General features: G+C 45.9%; 19 protein-coding genes. 11 read left to right on the top strand and 8 right to left on the bottom strand.

The genetic code is table 11. From position 1 onward, the window contains the following. Nucleotides 1-125: 125 nt before the first annotated feature. On the bottom strand, nt 126-1,421 hold the full coding sequence (tyrS, locus tag ACMXYX_RS02120) for a tyrosine--tRNA ligase (protein WP_415883350.1): 1,296 nt from the start codon (nt 1,419-1,421) through the stop codon (nt 126-128). 214 nt (nt 1,422-1,635) lie between these two features. Between tyrS and ACMXYX_RS02115 the strand changes: the two genes are divergently transcribed. Together ACMXYX_RS02115 and ACMXYX_RS02110 are read left to right on the top strand one after the other, a co-directional pair. After that, the gene (locus ACMXYX_RS02115) at nt 1,636-2,973 is read left to right on the top strand and encodes a peptidoglycan DD-metalloendopeptidase family protein (protein ID WP_415897444.1); all 1,338 of its coding nucleotides are present in this window, start codon (nt 1,636-1,638) and stop codon (nt 2,971-2,973) included. Nucleotides 2,974-2,975: 2 nt separating this feature from the next. Next, nucleotides 2,976-4,085: an anhydro-N-acetylmuramic acid kinase gene (locus ACMXYX_RS02110; RefSeq protein ID WP_415897443.1), complete on the top strand. Its 1,110-nt coding sequence runs from the start codon at nt 2,976-2,978 to the stop codon at nt 4,083-4,085. Here the strand turns inward: ACMXYX_RS02110 and ACMXYX_RS02105 are convergent. From ACMXYX_RS02105 to argC, 3 genes are all read right to left on the bottom strand, one after another. Further along, the gene (locus ACMXYX_RS02105; protein ID WP_415897442.1) at nt 4,082-4,534 is read right to left on the bottom strand and encodes a hypothetical protein; all 453 of its coding nucleotides are present in this window, start codon (nt 4,532-4,534) and stop codon (nt 4,082-4,084) included. The two genes, ACMXYX_RS02110 and ACMXYX_RS02105, sit on opposite strands and share 4 nt — an antisense overlap. A 128-nt stretch (nt 4,535-4,662) precedes the next feature. Then, entirely contained in the window at nt 4,663-5,019 is a 357-nt protein-coding gene (gene erpA / locus ACMXYX_RS02100) for an iron-sulfur cluster insertion protein ErpA (protein WP_415897441.1), read from the bottom strand. Between the two features lie 62 nt (nt 5,020-5,081). Further along, complete coding sequence (gene argC, locus ACMXYX_RS02095; protein WP_415897440.1) at nt 5,082-6,116, bottom strand: N-acetyl-gamma-glutamyl-phosphate reductase; 1,035 nt, start codon at nt 6,114-6,116, stop codon at nt 5,082-5,084. Nucleotides 6,117-6,201: 85 nt separating this feature from the next. Between argC and ACMXYX_RS02090 the strand changes: the two genes are divergently transcribed. The 4 genes from ACMXYX_RS02090 to ACMXYX_RS02075 are packed head-to-tail and all read left to right on the top strand — an operon-like array spanning nt 6,202 to nt 10,459. After that, nucleotides 6,202-7,926, top strand: a complete 1,725-nt coding sequence (locus ACMXYX_RS02090; RefSeq protein WP_415906434.1) for a chloride channel protein — start codon at nt 6,202-6,204, stop codon at nt 7,924-7,926. A gap of 3 nt (nt 7,927-7,929) precedes the next feature. Then, nucleotides 7,930-8,559, top strand: coding sequence for a thiamine phosphate synthase (gene thiE, locus ACMXYX_RS02085; protein ID WP_415883343.1), 630 nt, complete (start codon nt 7,930-7,932; stop codon nt 8,557-8,559). Between the two features lie 17 nt (nt 8,560-8,576). Then, a complete protein-coding gene (gene hemL, locus ACMXYX_RS02080) occupies nt 8,577-9,860 on the top strand; it encodes a glutamate-1-semialdehyde 2,1-aminomutase (protein ID WP_415906433.1) in 1,284 nt (427 codons plus the stop codon). Further along, complete coding sequence (locus ACMXYX_RS02075) at nt 9,857-10,459, top strand: hypothetical protein (protein WP_415883341.1); 603 nt, start codon at nt 9,857-9,859, stop codon at nt 10,457-10,459. Before hemL ends, ACMXYX_RS02075 begins: the two co-directional genes overlap by 4 nt. Nucleotides 10,460-10,527: 68 nt before the next feature. On the opposite strand, the gene ACMXYX_RS02070 is transcribed toward ACMXYX_RS02075, so the two are convergent. Further along, nucleotides 10,528-11,091 carry a tetratricopeptide repeat protein gene (locus ACMXYX_RS02070; protein ID WP_415883340.1) on the bottom strand — a complete coding sequence of 188 codons (564 nt, stop codon included), beginning with the start codon at nt 11,089-11,091 and terminating at the stop codon, nt 10,528-10,530. Beyond that, on the bottom strand, nt 11,079-13,409 hold the full coding sequence (gene mrcB, locus ACMXYX_RS02065) for a penicillin-binding protein 1B (RefSeq protein WP_415883339.1): 2,331 nt from the start codon (nt 13,407-13,409) through the stop codon (nt 11,079-11,081). The genes ACMXYX_RS02070 and mrcB overlap by 13 nt, the downstream gene beginning before the upstream one ends. 45 nt (nt 13,410-13,454) lie before the next feature. On the opposite strand from mrcB, the gene ACMXYX_RS02060 reads away from it, so the two are divergent. Both ACMXYX_RS02060 and ACMXYX_RS02055 read left to right on the top strand, forming a co-directional pair. After that, the gene (locus ACMXYX_RS02060) at nt 13,455-14,981 is read left to right on the top strand and encodes an AAA family ATPase (protein WP_415883338.1); all 1,527 of its coding nucleotides are present in this window, start codon (nt 13,455-13,457) and stop codon (nt 14,979-14,981) included. Next, nucleotides 14,981-15,295, top strand: a complete 315-nt coding sequence (locus tag ACMXYX_RS02055; RefSeq protein WP_415883337.1) for a Rieske (2Fe-2S) protein — start codon at nt 14,981-14,983, stop codon at nt 15,293-15,295. Before ACMXYX_RS02060 ends, ACMXYX_RS02055 begins: the two co-directional genes overlap by 1 nt. Here ACMXYX_RS02055 and sfsA read toward each other — a convergent pair. Both sfsA and ACMXYX_RS02045 read right to left on the bottom strand, forming a co-directional pair. Next, on the bottom strand, nt 15,292-15,993 hold the full coding sequence (sfsA, locus tag ACMXYX_RS02050) for a DNA/RNA nuclease SfsA (RefSeq protein WP_415897438.1): 702 nt from the start codon (nt 15,991-15,993) through the stop codon (nt 15,292-15,294). The genes ACMXYX_RS02055 and sfsA overlap by 4 nt on opposite strands. Beyond that, the gene (locus tag ACMXYX_RS02045) at nt 15,993-17,156 is read right to left on the bottom strand and encodes a pyridoxal phosphate-dependent aminotransferase (RefSeq protein WP_415897437.1); all 1,164 of its coding nucleotides are present in this window, start codon (nt 17,154-17,156) and stop codon (nt 15,993-15,995) included. Before ACMXYX_RS02045 ends, sfsA begins: the two co-directional genes overlap by 1 nt. A 278-nt stretch (nt 17,157-17,434) precedes the next feature. Here ACMXYX_RS02045 and dksA point away from each other — a divergent pair, with 278 nt between their 5' ends. The 3 genes from dksA to ACMXYX_RS02030 all read left to right on the top strand — a co-directional run bounded on the left by dksA (nt 17,435) and on the right by ACMXYX_RS02030 (nt 21,889). After that, entirely contained in the window at nt 17,435-17,863 is a 429-nt protein-coding gene (gene dksA, locus ACMXYX_RS02040; protein WP_415883334.1) for an RNA polymerase-binding protein DksA, read from the top strand. Between the two features lie 49 nt (nt 17,864-17,912). Continuing rightward, nucleotides 17,913-18,797 (top strand): tRNA glutamyl-Q(34) synthetase GluQRS, encoded by an 885-nt coding sequence (gluQRS, locus tag ACMXYX_RS02035; protein WP_415897436.1) that lies wholly within the window; start codon nt 17,913-17,915, stop codon nt 18,795-18,797. Between the two features lie 164 nt (nt 18,798-18,961). Then, nucleotides 18,962-21,889, top strand: coding sequence for a sensor histidine kinase (locus tag ACMXYX_RS02030; protein WP_415897435.1), 2,928 nt, complete (start codon nt 18,962-18,964; stop codon nt 21,887-21,889). Nucleotides 21,890-21,895 lie beyond the last annotated feature (6 nt).

The following is a 21,895-nucleotide window of genomic DNA, read 5'->3' as shown; positions in this document are numbered from 1 at the left end:
GTAAAAAACTTACAAAACACGGCTAATCGGTCAAGGACTGATCAGCAACGTACAAATACCAGTCAATAGATATAAAAAGGCGCTGAGTTTTACCTCAACGCCTTCTCTATACTCCCTCTTATGACTTAAAGAGAGAATAGATGGTGTTTCTTTTTACCTAGCTTAACTAAGAAGTACTTACCAAAGCGTGCATTTGACTCGGCGAACACCTCTGTCGCTTTCATATTATCTTCAAAGCCATGTGCGTTACCGTTAACAATCACCGCATTTCGCTGCAGCGCATCTTTAACTTGCTTACCGCCAGGCGCCATACCCGCTTCTGACAAGATAGTCGTTAAAGGCGTTTCAGACACTTCTTCTGGATTAATTACAGATGATGGCAAACCGTCTTGGGCTAGCTGCGCATAATCCTGTTCGCTTAGTTCGGATGTTTCACCCGAGAATAGTGCTTCTGTAATACGCTTAGCCGCAGCTAAACCTTCCTCACCATGAACAAGTCGCGTTACTTCTTCAGCAAGAACACGTTGACCTTCTGGACGACCTTGGCGCTCTGCATCTTCTTTTTCTAACGCTTCAATATCTGCTACAGGTAAGAATGTGAAGTACTTAAGGAAACGGTAAACATCTGCATCTGCCGTTTGTAGCCAGAACTGATAGAAAGCATATGGAGATGTTTTATTTGCATCTAGCCAGATAGTACCCGATTCAGTTTTACCGAATTTGGTACCGTCTGATTTAGTGATAAGTGGTAGCGTCAAACCAAATGCTTGATTGCCATTCATGCGACGAGTCAGTTCAGTACCGCCCGTAATATTGCCCCACTGATCAGAACCACCGATCTGTAGAGTACAGCCATGAGACGCATTCAATTGCTGGAAGTCATACGATTGCAAAATCATATACGTAAATTCAGTGAAAGAGATGCCTTCACCTTCACGATCAATACGTTGCTTCACTGACTCTTTAGCTATCATCTGGTTAACAGAGAAGTGCTTGCCAATATCACGCAAGAAAGTTAGAACATTTACGTTTTGTGTCCAATCGAGGTTATTCACAACTTCAGCACTATTAGCACCACAGTCGAAATCTACAAATGCACTAACCTGAGCTTTAAGCTTCTCAACCCAACCTGCTACTGTTGAATCATCATTTAACTTACGCTCTTGCGCCTTAAAGCTTGGATCACCAATCAGACCAGTCGCCCCACCCACAAGCGCAAGCGGCTTGTGACCAAACTCCTGAAAACGCTTCAGTGTTAGTAGTGGTACAAGACTACCAATATGCAAACTATCCGCTGTAGGGTCGAAGCCGCAATAAAGAGTCACACTGCCTTCAGCAAGATGCTTTGCCAAATCTTCTTCGCTTGTCATCTGCGCAACTAGCCCGCGCGCTTGTAGGTCGTTTAATAGTGCTTCACTCATTTCTTTTGCTTGCCCTTTAAATTACGGCTAAAAATTCGAAGCGGCTATTTTAGCCCTTGCTAAGCCTGCAAACAAATAAGTTCTCAGCAATTTTTCTTAGTAATCGTTAAGCAATCCTTAAGTTTTATTTAACTAAGCCGACTTTCTTTGATGACAGTGGCATAATGCAACGCTTAATTTTCAGCAACCCAATATGATAATGAAGGGGTATAGGGTGCTAAATCGCGTTAAACAGTTCCGTGGAAACTTTCCCACGGTTCACTTAGTGGCTGTCAGTGCCTGTGTACTTATTTTAGGCCTGACTCTTTTACTGCTTCCATCACAAGAGGTAGGAGCAAATCGCGGAGACTTACCCTCACCACTTACTGTTATAAAAACAGTAGATACACCTGATCCCAAAACAGTCACAACAATTCCTTCTCAAACTATTACAACAGCCCCTGTAGAGCCTAATTGGATATCATATATCATAGGGGATGGCGACAACTTAACCTCCATGTTCAAGAAGGCAGGACTCACTCCGCGTGATGTTTATCATGTCGCTGCCGCTGGCAAAGAAACAAAAGCATTTACCCGTCTGTTTCCAGGCCAAACATTAAGCTTTGAAATAAAAAACGGAAAGTTAAGCAAACTTAAGCATACCGAATCAAAGCTAAAGCATACTATTCTATACACCGACAATAATGGCTCTTATCAGATTAATTCTGTCATCAGAACACCTGAAAAAAGACAACAATTCACTTCAGGTACTATAAAAGACTCTCTATTTTTAGCGGGTGCCGAAGCAGGCCTTTCTAGCAAAAAGATTATGGAGCTCGCCAGCATATTCGGCTGGGATGTGGATTTCGTCCTAGATATCCGTAAAAACGACGATTTCAGCCTCATTTATGAAGAGCATTATCTAGATGGCGAGAAAATTGGCGAAGGTCCTATCATTGCTGCTCAATTTACTAACAGAGGCAATAAATTCACAGCTCTTCGTTATACAAATACCCAAGGCGATAGCAGCTACTACACACCTGAAGGCTATAGTATGCGCAAAGCTTTCCTTCGCTCGCCGGTAGATTTCGCCCGTATCAGCTCACGCTTCAGCCTCAGCCGTAAGCACCCTGTACTCAATCGAATTCGCGCTCACAAGGGCGTGGATTATGCTGCTCGAACAGGCACACCAATTAAAGCTGCTGGTGAAGGTAAAATCACATTCCGTGGTAGAAAAGGCGGATTTGGCAATGTTGTAATCGTCCAACACGGTAGCAATATCACCACCCTTTATGCCCACATGAGTAACTTTAAACGCGGACAACGTGTCGGCACTCGGGTTAAGCAAGGGCAAGTGATTGGCTTTGTTGGTCAAACCGGCCTAGCAAGCGGACCTCATCTTCACTACGAGTTTCGCGTAAATGGCGTCCACAAGAATCCTCTGACGGTTAAATTACCACAAGCCTCTCCTGTCGCTAAAGCTGAGCGAAGTAACTTTACGGAAACAGCAAGCAGTTTATTAGCTCAGCTTGAAACCCATCAAGCCACCACACTTGCACAGAGCAGCCGTTAAGCATGAGTCAGAAGCATCTATTTATTGGGTTAATGTCAGGAACCAGCCTAGATGGTATCGACGCAGTTGCTGTTAGATTTACACCAAATTTTGAAATGATAGCTACGCACGCTGAAGAGATTCCAGCAACTTTAAAGAACGACATTTTGACACTGACCCAGCCCGGCGATCATGAAATTGATTTAATGGGCAAGGTAGATAGATCCTTAGGCGAACTCTTCGCCAAAGCCGTAAATGATCTTTTAAGCAAAAACAGTTTATCTGCCGAGCAAGTTTCAGCAATCGGCAGCCACGGCCAAACCATCCGCCATCGTCCAGAATTTGGTTTCACTTTGCAAATAGGTGACGCAAACCAAATTGCTGAACTAACCGGTATCACCACTGTGGCAGATTTTCGACGTCGTGACATGGCCGCTGATGGTCAAGGCGCACCTTTGGTTCCAGCGTTTCATCATGCAATGCTGCATTCACATGATTGCAATCGTATTCTACTGAATATCGGTGGGATGGCTAACCTTACTTTCCTTCCAAAATCCGAAGAGCAAAGCATCCTTGGCTTTGATACAGGTCCGGGTAACGTTTTATTAGATGCGTGGATCAAGCACTGTCGAGACCTTCCCTTCGATCAAAATGGCGAATGGGCACTAACCGGCTCCATTAATGAGGAATTTTTAGAGCAATTAAGCTCTATTGAATATTTTTCAGAACCTCCACCTAAAAGCACTGGTAGGGAACAGTTTAATTTAGCTTGGCTAAAACAAACACTAGCCACGCTCCCAGAGATTAAAGCGGAAGACGTACAACGCACTTTGCTTGAATTGACCGCCACCAGCATAACCGACGCTATAAAAACACACATTCCTAGCCAGGTATTTGAGCTATATATCTGTGGCGGCGGTAGTTTCAATCAGGCACTTACGCAACGAATATCTGATTTATTACCCAATATCAACGTCAGCAACAGTGGCGATATTGGGATTGATGCGGATTGGATGGAAGCCGCAGCCTTTGCCTGGTTAGCGATGCGCTGCTTAGATGGGAAAACCGGCAACAATCCAAATGTTACCGGCGCAAAAGGCGATCGAATTCTAGGCGCTATCTATCAAGCCTAAAAGTATAGATAGCCTTGTTGGCGTAACCTAACCTGCTCTGCCGGACCTAGTGGGATCGTATCGATAAACGCAGGTAGTTCTGAGCGCTCTACACCATTCGCTCGCATCCATGTTTCACATACACGGATATCAATCACATTATTGGAATCTAATCGCTCAGCAAGCTCTAACAAGCTTTTGTACTGATTCATATTCTGATGCCGGAAGGCATGCGCTTCATCACCATGCAAAACAAACACGATCGGTTCGTAGGATGAAAGATTCTCCACTTCATCAACGAGCATACTCGCTCTTTGAAAAAGCATTTCAACTTCACTAGGCGTGTGTTTTTTGATCAACGCCAAATAGCGATCATTAGCGACATCTGGAGATACAGGCGATTGCAGTGGCTGGGCCATCAGCAAGCCAGAAAAAAGCATACAAAAAACAGAAAAAACCAACTGACGCATATTATTCCCCTAGAGGACTTAAATTAATAACCTACGACAGAGTAGAAGATATAGTAATAGGCCCCCTCATAACAAGGGATAACCTATTACTATCATATGCAAGCTTAGACTAAGCTGAACAGAAACAGCTAGATAGAGAAAGATGAACCACAACCACAAGTTGTCGTTGCGTTCGGGTTGTTAATCACAAACTGAGAACCTTGTAGACCTTCTTTAAAGTCCACTTCAGAACCAACTAAATATTGAAAGCTCATCGGATCTACCACCATGAACACACCATCACGCTCGATCACAGTGTCATCATCTGCAGCATTTTCATCAAAAGTGAAGCCGTAAGAGAAACCGGCGCAGCCGCCACCTGTAATAAATACACGTAACTTCAGGCTATCATTCTCTTCCTCTTCCATAAGAGATTTTACTTTAGCAGCGGCAGAAGTAGTAAATACCATCTCCGGCTCTGCAATCGGATCAACTGTTTCTATCATAACGACCATACTCAATTAAGCTGAGCACAATTATCGCCTTAACCGACTAATTCAGTCAAGTATTAAGGCATCAAGCCAACAACATTCAGACCAGCAGTCTCTTCAAAACCAAACATAATGTTCATATTTTGAACCGCCTGACCCGCAGCACCTTTAACAAGGTTATCAATCACAGATAATACAACCACCGTGTCTTCACCTTGAGGACGATGAACGCTGATACGGCAAACGTTCGCACCTTTAACACTTCTTGTTTGTGGATGACTACCTGCAGGCATAACATCAACAAATGGCTCATTTGCGTAACGTTCTTCAAAGATCGCTTGTAGATCGTGATCAATAGGATCTTTTAACACGCCGTAGCAGGTAGAATGGATACCACGAATCATCGGCGTTAGGTGTGGAACAAACGTCAGATGTACTGGACGCTCTGCTGCTAGAGCAAGACCTTGCTTAATTTCAGGCAGATGACGATGACCCGGCACGCCGTAAGCCATCATGCTTTCACTCGCTTCGCACAACAACATACCGACCTTCGCACCACGACCAGCACCACTTACACCTGATTTACAGTCAGCAATGAGACGACGGTGATCGATCAGTTTATTTTCCAATAGAGGCAGGTAAGCAAGCTGCGTCGCAGTTGGGTAACAACCTGGACAAGCGATCAATTGCGCATCTTTGATCTGTTCACGATTTACTTCTGGCAAGCCATATACAGCCAATTCAGCCATCTCTGGCTGAGTGTGCTCCATACCATACCACTTAGACCAAAGCTCGAGATCCTTGATTCTGAAGTCAGCGCCTAGATCAATGACTTTAACACCCTTACCAACAAGCTCGGCTGCCATATTCATTGCAACTCCATGGGGTGTCGCAAAGAAAACAACATCACAACCACTTAGCGTTTCCACGTCCGGTACGGTAAAGCGAAGATCGTGGTGTCCTCGAAGGTTGGGATACATGTCAGCCACACTGACGCCTTCCTCTGAACGAGAAGTAATAACCTCTACTTTTGCCTGAGGATGATTTGCCAACAAACGAAGTAACTCTACACCGGTATAACCGGTACCACCTACAATACCTACCTTAATCACAGGAACCTCTCATAAGGGATGAAAAACTGGTAACGTATAATACAGAAACTAAGACCCTTATGACTATTAATAAATAATCTAGCTTATGCTGCGAAATACTTTTTCTCTTGACCATTTCCGCCATCGCCTTGCTCACAGTGAAGCATTGCCCCAAATGGTTATCCTAGGGTTAATCTGCGGATTGTTGTGCGGTCTTGTTTTAGGCAGCTTTCGGTTATTGCTTGAACTCCCGCTTTCTAGCTTTTTACCGGGAGGTGACAGTGATAACTTTGAAGGACTTTCTTCTTGGTATCATTTCTTCCTCCCTATTGTCGGTAGTTTATTACTGATAGCGGTTTTATCACGCGTCACCCCACTGAATCGCAAAGTAGGTGTTGCTCACTTATTGGAACGAATGGCTTACCATCAAAGCAATCTGCCTTTGGTGAACGCCGTCGTTCAACTTATCGCGGCTTCAATTGCTCTGCTATGCGGTCACTCTGTCGGTAAAGAGGGCCCAGCTATTCACTTAGGTGCAGCATGTGGTAGCCAACTTGGACAAAGATTAAAACTACCCAACAATACTTTAAGAATACTGGCAGGCTGCGGCGCTGCCGCAGGTATTGCCGCTACCTTTAACACCCCATTAGCAGGCGTCGTCTTTGCCATGGAAGTCATATTACTGGAATACACCGTCATTGGTTTTATGCCAGTCATGGTTGCTGCAGCAACAGGCACGCTAGTTGTCCAGATAATGCTAGGGAATCAGTTAGTACTTACTGTCCCTCAACTACATATAGAATCTCTGCATGAAATTCCTTACGTGGCCTTTTTAGGCCTTATTATTGGACTTTTAGCAGTTCTATTTATTGCGCTAATGCGTGCAACAATGAAGTGGTCCGATCATTCCGTCTTTACGTATAGATCCAAGTTGATGTTGGCAGGTATTCTCACTGGCTCAATGGCTCTGTTTTATCCACAAATAATGGGATTGGGCTACGACACAGTGACCTCTGTTTTACATGGCGAAGTGGGAATTGGTTTACTAATAGGCATAGTCCTAGCCAAGTGCGTTCTGACACCGATTGTTCTTGGCCTTGGTGTTCCAGCAGGACTTATCGGGCCTACCTTTTTCATAGGCGCTATGGCGGGGGGAATTCTCGGTATCTTTGGTGCTAGTGCCGTTGACCAAGATGTAGCAAATTCTGGATTCTATGCCCTATTGGGTATGGGCAGCATGATGGGCGCTGTTGCCAACGCGCCTATGGCCGCACTTGTGGCGATATTAGAGCTTTCATCCAATCCGAATATTATTTTTCCCGCAATGATTTCCATTGTGGTTTCAAATTTGATCGCCCGCTACGTTTTCAAAATGCCGTCAATCTTTGTTATCAGTATGCAGTTACAAGGGTTGGATTATCGTTATAAACCTATTGCCCAGATACTTAATGGCTCAGCCGTACAAAGCATCATGACAACGAATTTTGTAAAAAGTACTGCAATCGTCTCCGAAAAAGGCGCTCAACATGCCTTAGAGACTAGCCCCGATTGGGTTCTGGTAGAAAAAGATAATAACTTCAGTTTCCTCTCCCCTGGAGATCTGCATCTTCACCTTAGAAATAGCTTTGAACCACATAAGGATATTGATCTATTAGAAATACCGGCACTTCGTCTCGATGCTAGTAGTATCGATAGCAAAGCAACACTACAAGAAGCTCTGGATAGAATGAATAATAAAAGCACCGAAGCTTTATACGTTTTAAATAATCAGAAAAAAATTACGGGCCTACTAACCCGAAGCCAAATTGAAGATTTCTACCGCAAAGACTGATCTATGACATACAGTTTAAAAGGCCTATACGGCATTACTGATTCCGATCTAATGCCCGATACTGAAACAATGCTCCGCAAAGTTGAACAAAGCATACAGGGCGGTGCGAAGATTATTCAGTATCGAGATAAATCATCCGATCTTAAAAAACGCGTTGAGCAAGCATCGGCTTTAAACCTTATTTGTAAAAAGAACAAAATCCCGCTCATCATTAATGATGATGCAGGCTTAGCTGCAGGTATTGGTGCCGCAGGTGTGCACTTGGGACAAAGCGATGGCGCAATAGAGGAAGCTCGCGAAATGCTAGGCGAAGATGCGATCATCGGTGTAACCTGCCATGATTCATTGGAGCTAGCCTTAAAAGCACAACAAGCCGGTGCTTCATATTTAGCATTCGGCGCATTCTTCCCATCGAAAACTAAACCCAATGCCAAGCCAGCTCCTCTTTCGTTGGTTAAAGATGTAAAAGACAAAGTTAACTTGCCAATAGTGGCGATTGGAGGCATTAGCGTGGATAATGCCGACCAGATTGTAACAGCAGGTGCCGATATGGTTGCCGTCATACATGCGCTATACGCGAACAAAAAAGTGACTGCAGCAGCAAAACAGTTCCACCAGCTCTTCACTAATTGATTTCAGAGAGAATAAAGATGTCCCGTTCAGAAGAACTTTTCCAAGCAGCTCAAGTTCACATTCCCGGTGGAGTTAACTCTCCTGTGCGTGCATTTAAAGGTGTAGGCGGCACCCCAATCTTCTTCAAACAAGGCGAAGGCGCTTACTTGTTTGATGAAGACGGTAACAAATACATCGACTACGTTGGCTCTTGGGGACCAATGATCTTAGGTCATTGCAACAGTGAAGTAATCGATGCTGTACGCGTTTCTTTAGATAACGGTCTAGGTTTTGGCGCGCCAACTGAGATCGAAATCGAGATGGCAAACAAGGTTTGCGAGATCATGCCATCTTTAGACATGGTCCGTATGGTTAGCTCTGGTACAGAAGCAACTATGAGTGCGATCCGTCTGGCACGTGGTTACACTAAGCGCGATAAAATCGTTAAGTTTGGAGGCTGCTACCACGGCCACTCCGACTCTCTATTGGTTAAAGCAGGCTCTGGCATGCTGACTTTAGGTGAGCCTAGCTCACCAGGTGTTCCAGCTTCTCTTGCTGAACACACCATCACTCTGACTCACAACGATATCGACAGCGTTCGTAAAGCATTCGCAGAGATCGGTGATCAGATCGCGTGTATCATCGTTGAACCTGTAGCCGGCAACATGAACTGCATCCCTCCTCTTCCAGGCTTCTTAGAAGGTCTTCGTGAAGTATGTGATGAATACGGCACGGTTCTGATCTTTGACGAAGTAATGACGGGCTTCCGTGTAGCACTGGGTGGCGCACAGTCTGTTTATAACGTAACGCCTGACCTGACGACGCTAGGTAAAGTTATTGGCGGTGGTCTACCAGTAGGCGCGTTTGGTGGTAAGAAAGAGATCATGGAGCATATCGCTCCGCTAGGCGCTGTTTACCAAGCGGGTACGCTTTCCGGTAACCCACTCGCAATGGCTGCAGGCCTAGCGATGCTGAACGCTGTTTCTAAACCTGGTTTCTACGAGCAACTAAGCGCAAAAGTAGAGCTACTAACCGAAGGTTTAGAAGCTGTAGCGATGGCAAATGGTATTCCATTTACCACTAGCCGTGTTGGTGGCATGTTCGGTCTATTCTTCACTGAGCAAGAGCAAGTAACTAGCTTCGCTGAAACTATGGCGTGCGACGCAGATCGTTTCTCTAAATTCTTCCACGGCATGCTTGAGCAAGGCGTATATCTAGCACCTTCAGCATTTGAAGCAGGCTTTGTATCTGCTGCACACACACAGGAAGATATTGAGAAAACACTCGCAGCAGCTGACCACGTTTTTGCGAATCTAAAATGACCTTAGCGATCATAGCTGGCAATGCTCTTCTTATTGCCAGTGCTCTATTTTTAGCAGGCCGCAGTTATAGAGTAGGCGAGAAACATGATCATACTGCCAGTATGGTCATTAGCCTGTCGGCTGCATTTATCGCTTGCTCAGGTGCTGGTGCACTCCTGCTACAAGGAACAGATCAGGATTCAGTCACGTTCAGGCGCCTGCTGGATAACCTAGCGTACTTTGCTGCAATCCCTTTAATAGCAAGCGCCATGTTTGATTATGCTTGGAAGAAGGATTGGTCACGTGCAGCATGGGGACGTTGGTTATTAGTATTATTCGCTCTATTTGAGCTGTGTCGCCGTAGCGAAGTAGGCGTCACCTACAGCCAAGCACTCGCAGGACTATCTGCACTTGCGTTGTTAATCAGCTGTTTAAGAATACAGCCTCTAATCACTAAAGCGGCAGGTACTGCATCCGCAATTGCAATTGCAGTTTCGACACTTGTCTATAGTCAGGCATCTCTAATGCCTCATTTGGCCGGCCCAGCTCTGTATCATTCAGTGCTTGCTGTTGCTCTGATACTTTTGAGCATAGCCCTTGGAAAAGAAAAGCTTCCTTAAGCTGTCTCGACCAGATATTTCACGCATAAAAAAGCAGCCATTTAGGCTGCTTTTTAGTACTTATCCGATTAGTAGTTCAGCGCTTTAGTCCGGGCAGCATTTGCTCCAGAACGATCACCTGAACTTTGACGAATATCCGCAATCAGCAACCACAATCTTCGCAACATAACGACATCACCAATGGCCATATTTGTACCTTTGAGAGCCATTTGCTCGGCTTGAGCCCACTGACCTTCAAGGCGACGAACATCAGCCCATTGGTAATAGATTTCCGGATCCCTAGGAGCGATCCGTTGCGCACGCTCAAGGCTACTTTCAGCCGCCTGCATTGCCCCTCTATTTTTCTGCTGGTTTGCGTTGTTTAACAGAGCAATGACAGCAGGGTTTTGAGCTCGAGCAGTCACAGGCGTTGGAACTGGTACCGCGACAGACTTCTCAGTTCGCGATTCTCGAACAACCGTAGGTTTGATTTGAACACCCGTAGCAGATTCGGCTGACTGAATAACGCCATCTTGCCCTGATCGATCCTCTACAGGGGGACGGTATACTCCTGTTCCACTCACACACCCAGTCAAAGCCAACGCTGTTAAAAGTGCTCCAGCTGTTTTATAACGCTTAATTATCTGAACCATCGTTCAAACCAATCCATAGATTCTTGTTGCTGATTTCCGGCACATTCAGCGTAATCTTGCGGAGCTGTACCTTTTATGAACGGCAATTGTCGCACACCCTGACACTGTTCGGCAGAGATCAAACCTGTTTTTTCTTCAACCCAGTGATACTCAATCTCTTCTGGCTGAACCGCCATAAACGACTGTGGTCGTTCTTTGACCATTAACTCGGTCCAAACCCGTAATGCTCCTCCCGAGCCGGTAAATGGCAGTTTGTCATTGTCATCCAGACCCAACCAGACCACCGCCATACGATCTCCTGCAAAACCAGCAAACCAACTATCGCGCTGACCATTACTGGTGCCGGTCTTACCAGCCACATTAATTGAACCTGGCAGACGGCTATAGATATAGCGCCCTGTACCTTCTCGGGTAACCGCTTGCAACGCATATTGAATCAGATGCATATTCTCCGCAGTCACCACCTGTTTCACTTCAAATGGATAGCGAGAAAGCTCCTGCCCTTCTGAGTCCGTAACCAAACGAATAGCACGCATCGGCGTTCTAAAACCATTTGCAGCAATCGTCTGATAAACCGTCGCAATCTCAAATGGGCTCATCGACTCCGCGCCCAGTAAAAGCGAGGGGTAAGGCTTGGGATCACGAGAGATACCTAGACGTTCTAAGGTATCGATCACTTTCGGCAAACCTATATCCATACCTAATTGAGCAGTACTCTGGTTATAGGATTTCGCTAAAGATAGATAAAGCGGCACTTTACCGTGGCTTTGACGATCAAAGTTCTGCGGCACCCAACTCTTACCACCAGGAAGCGGCACACTAATAGGCTGGTCATCCAAAAGGGAAGCCAAGGTATAACCCTCTTCTAACCCCGCCAAAAAGACTGCTGGTTTCACCAAAGAACCGATTGGACGGCGCGCATCTAAAGCTCGGTTAAAACCTTGGTACCGCGCGTTTTTACCACCCACCAGCGCCAATACTTCACCCGTTTGCGGATCAGTGACTACAATACCGCCCTGCAATGCAGTGACTGGTTTGCCGTAGCGTTTCTTTAAATTGCCTATGGTTTTGGTCAGAGCAGCTGCAGTATTCGCTTGCACCATTGGATCTAAGCTAGTGAATACTCGCAAACCTTCTGAGCTAAGCACATCTTCAGGATACTCTTCACGCAACTGACGTTTCACAAGATCAAGATATGCAGGGTAAGCACCTTTATGCAGGCTACGCTGTTTAACCACACCTAAGCCACGTTTCTCAGCATCTAGACGATCTTTCATGCTGATCACGCCCTGTTCTTGAAGTACTTTCAACACAAGGTCACGACGCGCTTTGGCACGTTCCGGGTGACGCCTTGGATCGAAGTAAGATGGCCCTTTCACCATACCAGCCAATAGCGCGACCTGATGAAGTTTCAGTTCATTAATAGGCTGGGCAAAGTAATACTGACTCGCCAGGCCAAACCCATGTACTGCCCGGGAGCCCGATTGCCCCAAGTAAACTTCGTTCAGATAAGCCTCTAGAATCTCATTCTTGCTGTAGCGAAGATCCAATAGCACAGCCATCGGGATTTCCATAAGCTTACGCGCTAATGTTCGATCAGAGGTCAGATAGAAGTTTTTGATCAACTGCTGTGTCAGGGTACTACCGCCCTGAATAAAGCGACGCGCCTTAAGGTTAACCCACATTGCACGCGCGATACCTTTTGGCGACACACCAAAGTGGTTGTAGTAGTCTCGATCCTCGATCTGAATCAATGAGTCCAAAAGCAGTTGAGGAGCTTGCTCTAAGCGAATCAGGTCACGGTCTTCATTGTCTCTAGGGTAAATACCACCGATCAGGATCGGTTCGAGGCGACTTAACGGAACGATGGAACCACGACTATCCTTAATCGAAACTAACTGATTGCCACTGAAGCTCAGCAATAAACGCTGTGCGCTCTCATCACCATCAGGGAAACTGAATCCACGGGTATACACGCGAGCACGACTGGAAGCCCACTCCACCATCCCCGGTTTATCCGCACGATTTACAAATCGGTAGCCCAAGCCTTTCAATTCTTCCTTGAATGCTTGGCGATCTAATACCTGCCCCGGATACAACTCGAGAGGCCGCGCATACACTTTGGCAGGCAATGCCCAGCGCTTACCCTCAAATTTACTTTTGACTTGGACATCCAGATAGATCAAACCGATTCCGCCAATCACCATGCCCAAAAGGGACAGTTTGAACAGAAAGATAAGAAACTTTTTCAGGAAACTGCGTGGTTTTTTAGTGCTTTTGCCACGACTTGACGATTTTGGTGCTCTCTTTTTTGCCATTGGCTCAGTATAATGCCTTCCCTTAGCAGGTATATCAGTACGTTTATGACCCTAATCGACTCTCTAAAACAAGCTTCGTTCTATCCGCATCCAGTCGACCAGATTGAGGTGATAGAAACCCACATTTCCTGGCTGATCTTAACAGGCGAATATGCCTATAAGATTAAAAAGCCAGTGGATTTCGGTTTTCTGGATTTTACCACGCTAGAGAAGCGTCAGCACTTCTGTGAGGAAGAGCTACGTCTAAATCAACGATTAGCGCCTGATATCTACCAGCAAGTCATCACTATTGGCGGTAATGCTGAGAATCCGATATTCAATCCAGAAGGCGATGAAGAGATCATTGAATATGCTGTTCAAATGCAGCAATTTGATCACTCTCAACGCCTAGATCTCCTTTTAGCCAATCATCGCTTTGAAGCTAGCTGGATAGATACATTAGCCGAACAGATTGCTGATTTTCACCAGCGCATTCCGATTGTGGCGCAAGACAGCCCTTGGGGTGAAGCGGAAACGATTTGGGAAGTTGTCTCCGATAACTTCAGCCATATCACCGACGCTATCGACGAACTAGATGACTGGCACAAAGTACAAAAGCTATCCCATTACACTGCGCAGCAGTTCCGCAAACTGACACCGCTAATTGAACAACGTAAGCAATCCGGTCATATTCGCGAATGCCATGGCGACCTTCACTTAGCCAACATCACTCTTTTTCATGATGAGCTAAGACTCTTTGACTGTATCGAATTTAACTTACAGTTCCGCTGGATCGATAGTATTTGCGATCTTGCTTTTCTCCTTATGGATCTGGAAGCCAACGGTGAATTCCGTTGGGCCAATCGCTGCTTAAATCGCTACTTAGAAATCAGTGGTGATTACAATGCACTACCACTGCTTAATTTCTATAAAGCGTACCGTTCCATGGTTCGCGCCAAGGTTGCAGTACTAGGCGAGCATCACGATCTACAAACCCTGCGCCGCTATCTGCGTCTAACCGATTACTATGCTCGTGCACCAAAGCCAGCACTGTTTTTGATGCATGGAATTTCCGGCAGTGGCAAGAGCCATTTAAGCCAACAGCTTGTTGATCAAACCGATACAATTCGTATCCGCTCTGATGTTGAGCGCAAACGTCTTTTCCGCGAGTTGAGCTTAAAAGGGGAAAAAATTGATCTGTATGGTCCACAAATGAACGCCCATACCTTCAATCATCTTTTTGATACAAGCGCAGAGCTGCTACGTAATGGCTACTCAGTGATTGTAGATGCAACTTGTTTGCGCCAAAGAACACGCCAGAATTATATCGAACTGGCTGAGAAACTCGGTATACCTATTCGCATTATCAGCTGCGAATGCGAGCAAAAACTAATTGAAGCCCGTTTGAAACGCCGTTCCAATGAAGGCTCGGATGCATCCGATGCTGACATTGCGGTCATGTTGGAACAACAACAGCTTGCACAACCTCTAACAGAAGAGGAGCAAGCACTTACTCTCTCAATCGATACCGACGATGATGAAGCGATCGTACGATTATTAGAACAGCTACGAATCCAAGAGGTAATTTTCTAATGACAGCCTTATGCCATATTGATGAGATTACTGAAGGTCAGGCCAAAGGGTTTGAGTGCGAAGGTAAAAAACTTTTCGCGGTAAAATACCGTGGTGAGTTATTCGTCTATGAGAATAGCTGCCCACATCGCAGCATTCCCCTAGAATGGCAGCCTAATCAGTTCCTAGATTACGACAAGACCTTCATCCAGTGTGCTACCCATGGCGCGCTTTTCAAAATTGACAGTGGCGAATGCATCTCAGGCCCCTGCGTAGAAGATAGCCTGACCGCCATCCCATTTACCTTAGATGATGGCCAAGTGATCCTCGGCTAAGTAATTACCGGAATCTCGCGTTGAATACTAATCTGTTCAGGCGAGATATCTGCAGCATAAGCGATTACTTCTACCCCAGCGTCTATAGCCTCACGCAGTAAGCGGCCATATTCAGGGTCAATCTGATCGGCTGGGCGTACTTGTTTAATCCCTGTGTGAGGCACACAAAACAGCATCACAGCACGATCACCTTGCTCAACCATCGCCATTAGCTCCTGCAAGTGTTTAGCGCCACGCTTAGTCACTGCATCTGGAAAGCTTCCCCAGTTATCAGATTCAAGCAAAGTCACATTCTTAACTTCAACCCATGCTCGACCTTTCTCTTCATCTTCTAACAAGAGATCAATACGGCTGTTTTCACCATACTTAACCTCTTGACGAATATCAGAGTACCCTTGCAGCTGAGCAATCACACCTTGCTCAATCCCTTCGCGAATCAGTTTATTGGCACGACCGGTATTGATACAGGCGAGATACTGCCCTTCAACTTCCACCAGCTCCCAACCCAATGGGTATTTACGTTTAGGATTGCCACTGTCGTGCACCCAAACACGGCTATCTGGATCAGCACAGTTTTTCATGGAGCCCGTATTAGGGCAATGGATCGTAACTTCGCGACCATCCGACAAAACAACATCAGCGAGAAAACGCTTATAACGCTTGATCAAACGCCCTTCGATTAGATTTTCGAACTGCATTATTTTTGAATCCTTTTAGATAAACGTTCCAGCATCAACTGAATTCGATCCAACCCTGTGGTGTAGGAGAATCGAATAAATTCCTGACTACGGTGCTGACCAAAATCCAACCCCGGCGTCGTCGCTATATGATCCTCTTCCAACAACGACCAACAATAATCGAAAGTGTTATCGGTAAGGTGCTTAGCGCCTGCATACACATAGAATGCCCCCTCAGGGGTAACTGGGAGATCAAAGCCTAAATCTCTTAATCCAGACACCAAAAGATCACGACGTTTTTGGAACTCAAAACGTCTACGCTCCAATTCAGAAATCGTTTCAGGCTTAAATGCAGCCAGTGCTGCATATTGCGAAACCGTGTTTGGCGAAATCATCAAATTCTGCGCCAATTTTTCTAATTCTGGGGCAGCCTCCTCAGGTGCCACCAGCCAACCTAAACGCCAACCTGTCATCCCAAAATATTTAGAAAAACTATTGATAACAAAGGCATTCTTATCGATCTCTAATGCACTTGGCGCATCTGTTCCGTAGGTAAGCCCATGATAGAGTTCATCAACAACAAGATGACCACCTAGTTTTTTAACTGTCGCAGCAATAGCAGTTAACTCATCCCGATGAACAACCATACCGGTTGGATTAGCAGGAGAAGCTAACAGCACCCCAGCGGTATTAGCTTGCCAATGCTGTCCAATCAACTCAGCATTTAACTGGAAATTATCTTCTGCATTAGTCGGCACTAACTGAGATTTAGCTTCTAAAAAGCGCAGGAATTGGCGATTACATGGATAACCCGGATCAGCCATCATAAACGACTGCCCAGCATCAGCGAGTAAAGAGAACACCATCAACAAAGCACTAGATGCGCCGGTGGTGACAACAATGCGTTCAGGGGCGACTTCTAGCCCATATTTCGTGGCATACCACTGACTGATCGCCTCACGTAATTCAGGAATACCCGCGGCAGGCGTATACTGAGTCAGGCCGCTATCAATCGCCGCTTTGGCTGCTTCTGCAATCAAGGGTGCTGTTGCAAAATCAGGCTCACCCACCTCCATATGGATAACGTCACATCCAACATCATCAAGTTGCTTAGCCCGTTTAAGCAAGTCCATCACTTTAAAAGACTCAATTTCTGCAACACGTTGGGAAGGACGGAATACCATGCGAATACCTGATCAAACACTAAAAATGGCAGTATACCTCAGACCATTTACGAATATCCCGCCTAGAGCGCCTATTTACAAGCGCTTCAAGGTGAACTAAACCTAATGAGATGTCTTTTAGTATCAATAGAATACATTTAGGGCTAGCGAAACGGCGAGGCATCTGGTAATTTGCCTGCCTTCTATGCTAAATCAATGTATTTATTGCATAACTAAACACAGGCAAGTGAAGTCACCCTTAAGGTGGCTTACGAAAGAAAGAGAGTGAGGCAGCGCTTATGCCAAACAAGAGCGAATCTTTCACACATATTGATCCTTATCCGCTAGTTGAGGGTGAGGAATACATGAATGAGAAACAGAAGGATCACTTCCGTGCAATCCTAGGTGCTTGGAAACAAGAACTGATGGAAGAAGTGGATAGCACTATCCACCATCTGCGCGAAGAACCTTCAAATTTTGCAGATCCAAGCGATCGAGCTAGCCAGGAAGAAGAATTCAGCCTTGAGCTACGTACTCGTGACCGCGAACGTAAATTGATCAAAAAGATCAATGAATCGCTTGAGCTGATCGACGAAGATGAATACGGCTATTGCGATGCTTGCGGTATCGAAATTGGCGTTCGTCGTCTCGAAGCTCGACCTACAGCGTCTTTGTGTATCGATTGCAAAACGCTGGCGGAGATCAAAGAAAAACAAGTCGGCGGCTAAATCTAAACTAAGCCAGTTTATATAACTGGCTTAGCTTTAAGTATTTATCGTGACCTATATCGGCCGATTTGCCCCATCCCCTACTGGGCCATTACATTTTGGTTCACTCCTTGCTGCACTCGCCAGTTTTTTGGATGCACGTGCCCATGAGGGTGAATGGCTTTTACGCATCGAAGATTTAGATCCTCCTCGCGAACAGCCAGACGTCAAAGAACAATTTCCACTGTTACTGGAAAGTTACGGTCTTTATTGGGATGGTGAACTCAGCTTTCAAAGCGAACGTCTTGAACTCTATGCGCCGGTACTGCAGGAACTACTCGAAGCTCATCACGCTTACCCCTGCTCCTGTTCACGTAAAGAGATCCTAAGCCGCTGCGATAATTTGGTGTATGACCAACATTGTTTGATGCACCCTCCGGCGCAAGATGACAACGTTGCCATTCGTATCAACAGCAACGGTACGCTCATTAGTTTTCGCGATATTATCCAAGGCCCCCATGCCTATAATTTAAGTAGTACCGGCGACTTTGTTGTATTCCGCCGTGATGGTTTTTACTCTTACCAACTCGCCGTAACTATCGACGATTATCTGCAAGGCATTACCCATATTGTACGCGGCTCAGACCTACTAGATGAAACGGCTAAACAGATTCATCTACAACAGCTGTTAGGTTATCCAACACCTGCTTATGCACATATTCCTGTCGCGACCAACGCCGAAGGTCAAAAGCTGAGTAAGCAAACCTTTGCTCCGGCACTAGAAACCACCGATCCCATTCCAGTTTTGTTTAAAGCATTGCAATTTCTGGATCAAGAACCGCCACGAGAACTGCTATACGCAAGTAGAGATGAACTACTGGAGTGGGCAATTGCTAACTGGGATATACGTAAAATAAAACCAACACTCAGTAAGCCGCTATTAAACGAGTCGTAAGATGTATTTCCACCGAGTCCTACTTTTATTGATACCCGGTTTATACATGGTATTACCCCTCATTATTGATAGCTGGCAGAGCCTGACAACACCTTGGTATCTTCCTTACGTTGCTTGGTTTCTTATTATTTTGTTAGCATTTCTGATCGAGCGGAGGCCGAGGGATGTATAGTCTTCCATTACTCATCCTGATCGGAGTGGCTTATCTGCTCTTTCTCTTTGGTACGGCCTACCTTACCGAGAGAGGACTATTACCCAAGCAGTTGGTGCACCATCCATTTACCCATGTACTTTCTATCGGGGTATATGCCAGCGTATGGACGTTCTATGGCGCCTTTGGGCTGGCGCAAGAATCGGGATATAGCTTTTTAGCTTCATATCTGGGGGCTGTCGTCACCTTTATCTTAGGCCCGGTACTGCTGATCCCTATCCTCAGGATTTCGAGGACATACCAACTTAGCTCGCTACCCGACCTACTCGCCTTTCGTTTTCGCAGCGGGGCGGTTGGTACTATTACAGCCCTACTCACCGTCATCGCCACTCTCCCTATGCTTTCAATTCAGATACAAGCGGTGACCGATGCCCTGTATCTGCTAAATGACCAATTCAGCGTTGACCAGATCGGCTTAGGCTTTTGCTTTGTTATCGCCCTCTTTTCGATTTTATTCGGTGCACGTCACGCCTCTTTACGTACAACCCATCAAGGCCTCATGGTGGCCATGGCAGTTGAGTCACTGATTAAACTAATCGCACTTCTGGTGATTGCTGGCTTTGCAATCTTTGGCGTCTTAGGTGGAATAGAAGGGGTGAATGACTTTATCACCAGCCATCCAGAATCGATCAAGCGCTTGGAAGCACCTGTAGACAGCGATGCTTGGCGAACCTTACTACTGGCATTTTTCACCGCAGCTATTGTGATGCCGCATATGTTCCACATGCTGTTTACCGAAAATTCCTCTGACGAAACACTCTATAAAGCTACATGGGCGATGCCGCTGTTTCTGTTTTTGCTTGCAGCTGCAGTTCCACCTATCCTTTGGGCAGGCGAAGCACTCGGTGTAGGCGGTGAAGCGCAATTCATCCTTTTGAACATGGGTGTTTTCTTAGACTCTACTTGGCTAACGGTATTGGCATTTATCGGCGGTTTGTCAGCAGCCAGCGGCATTATGATTGTGGCAACTGTAGCTATGGCTTCGATGATTCAAAACCACGTTATCCTGCCGTTAGTACCAAAACCGAAAACCCCTCGCTTCTATGCCTGGCTATTATGGCTTAGACGTAGTTTGATCATGGCGATGCTGCTTGCCAGCTATCTTTTCTATCGCCAGATAGGTACGGACTTCGCCCTGCATCAGATGGGCGTGGTTGCTGTAGTTGCCTTCCTACAGTTCTTACCGGGATTACTATCCACCCTGTTCTGGTCCAGAGCGAACCGCTGGGGCCTACTCATAGGTTTATCCGCAGGCATGGGGATATGGCTGCTAACCATGCTCGTTCCGCTTCTAGATAGTTCAGCCAGCGAATTGGTACCTTTCGATTTAGATACAGATAACTGGGACCATATTGCGATTCTGTCGCTGATGCTAAACACTGCTCTTCTGACCGTAGTCTCTCTAATCTTCCCTCAATCAGAAGATGAGCGTAGGGCCGCACAATCCTGCTTGATGAACGCGTTGCAAAAGCCAAGTTCCAACCACCTACGCGTTTCCAGAATCGATGACTTTACCGATCTACTGTCTAGCCGATTGGGCCGCAAAACCGCAGAGCGCGAAGTTCAAAAAGCACTAGAGAGTCTGAATATACAATCGCAGACTGTGCGTCCGATCGATCTGTTACGCCTTCGTACAACCCTTGAAACTAACCTTTCAGGCTTACTTGGGCCTATAGAAGCCGCTGCTTTACTTGAGCCTTTGGATCAACCTTCCGATCCAATTACTTTCAAAGCCAGTAATACGCACCTGATTGAAAACCAGCTGGAAAACTATCAAGAACGTTTGACCGGTCTTGCGGCCGAACTTGATGAAATGCGCCGTTACCACCGTCTTACACTGCAAAAACTCCCCGTCGGTGTATGTACCCTCGATACCTCTGGACAAGTACTGTTCTGGAATATTGAGATGGAGCGTCTGACCCAAATTAAAGCGGAAGAGATTATTGGTACGCCGCTACAAAGCCATACGGATACTTGGAGCACTATTTTAGAAGAGTTCGCACACGCGGATAGCGATCACAAGTTGAGCCAAAAACTGATCTTAAATGAACAAACTCATTGGTTCAGTTTGCATAAATCGATCCTTAAAGAGCGTCGCGATATCGGCATGGTGTTGCTCCTAGAAGACGAGACCGACACTAAAATCATGCAGGACAAGCTCGGCCATAACGAACGACTTGCATCTATCGGTCGCTTTGCTGCGGGTGTTGCCCACGAGATTGGCAACCCTGTAACGGGGATCGCTTGTCTGGCACAGAATCTGAAGCTAGAAACAGATAACGATTATATTCTTGAAACCGGAGATCATATCGTCGATCAAACCAAACGCATCAGCCGTATCGTTCAGTCCCTTGTCAGATTCGCACATGCAGGTCGCCCAGAAGCGGAACGAGAGCAAGTACCGGTATCTCTCGCGCAATGTGCTGAAGAAGCTATTCACCTAATGTCTTTGGATAGCCATGGCAAGCAACAACAGTACATCAATCAGATACCCGATGAGCTTCGTGTTAGTGGTGATCCACAACAACTTCATCAAATCTTTGTAAACCTGATTCAAAATGCCAGCGATGCCTCACCTGAAGGTGGGCGTATCTGGCTCCATGCCAATGAAAATATTGAAACCGTAGAGCTTCGAGTAACCGATGAAGGCAGCGGTATATCAGCCGAATCCCAAGAACGCCTCTTTGAACCGTTCTTTACCACAAAAGACCCTGGTCAGGGTACAGGTTTGGGTCTATCTTTGGTTTACAATATTATTGAAGAACATTGTGGTAATATTGAAATTATAAGCCCAGCCAACAACAAGCAGAACAAAGGCACTCAAGTGGTAATAACGCTCCCGCGCTTAAAGTGGACAGAAGATCCCGACAGCGCAGGATAGTGGGAT

Source organism: Neptuniibacter sp. QD72_48, from assembly GCF_047778065.1.
GTDB lineage: Bacteria > Pseudomonadota > Gammaproteobacteria > Pseudomonadales > Balneatricaceae > Neptuniibacter.
The sequence above is the reverse complement of the archived record's forward strand: the minus strand, read 5'-3'. Positions and strand labels throughout refer to the sequence as shown.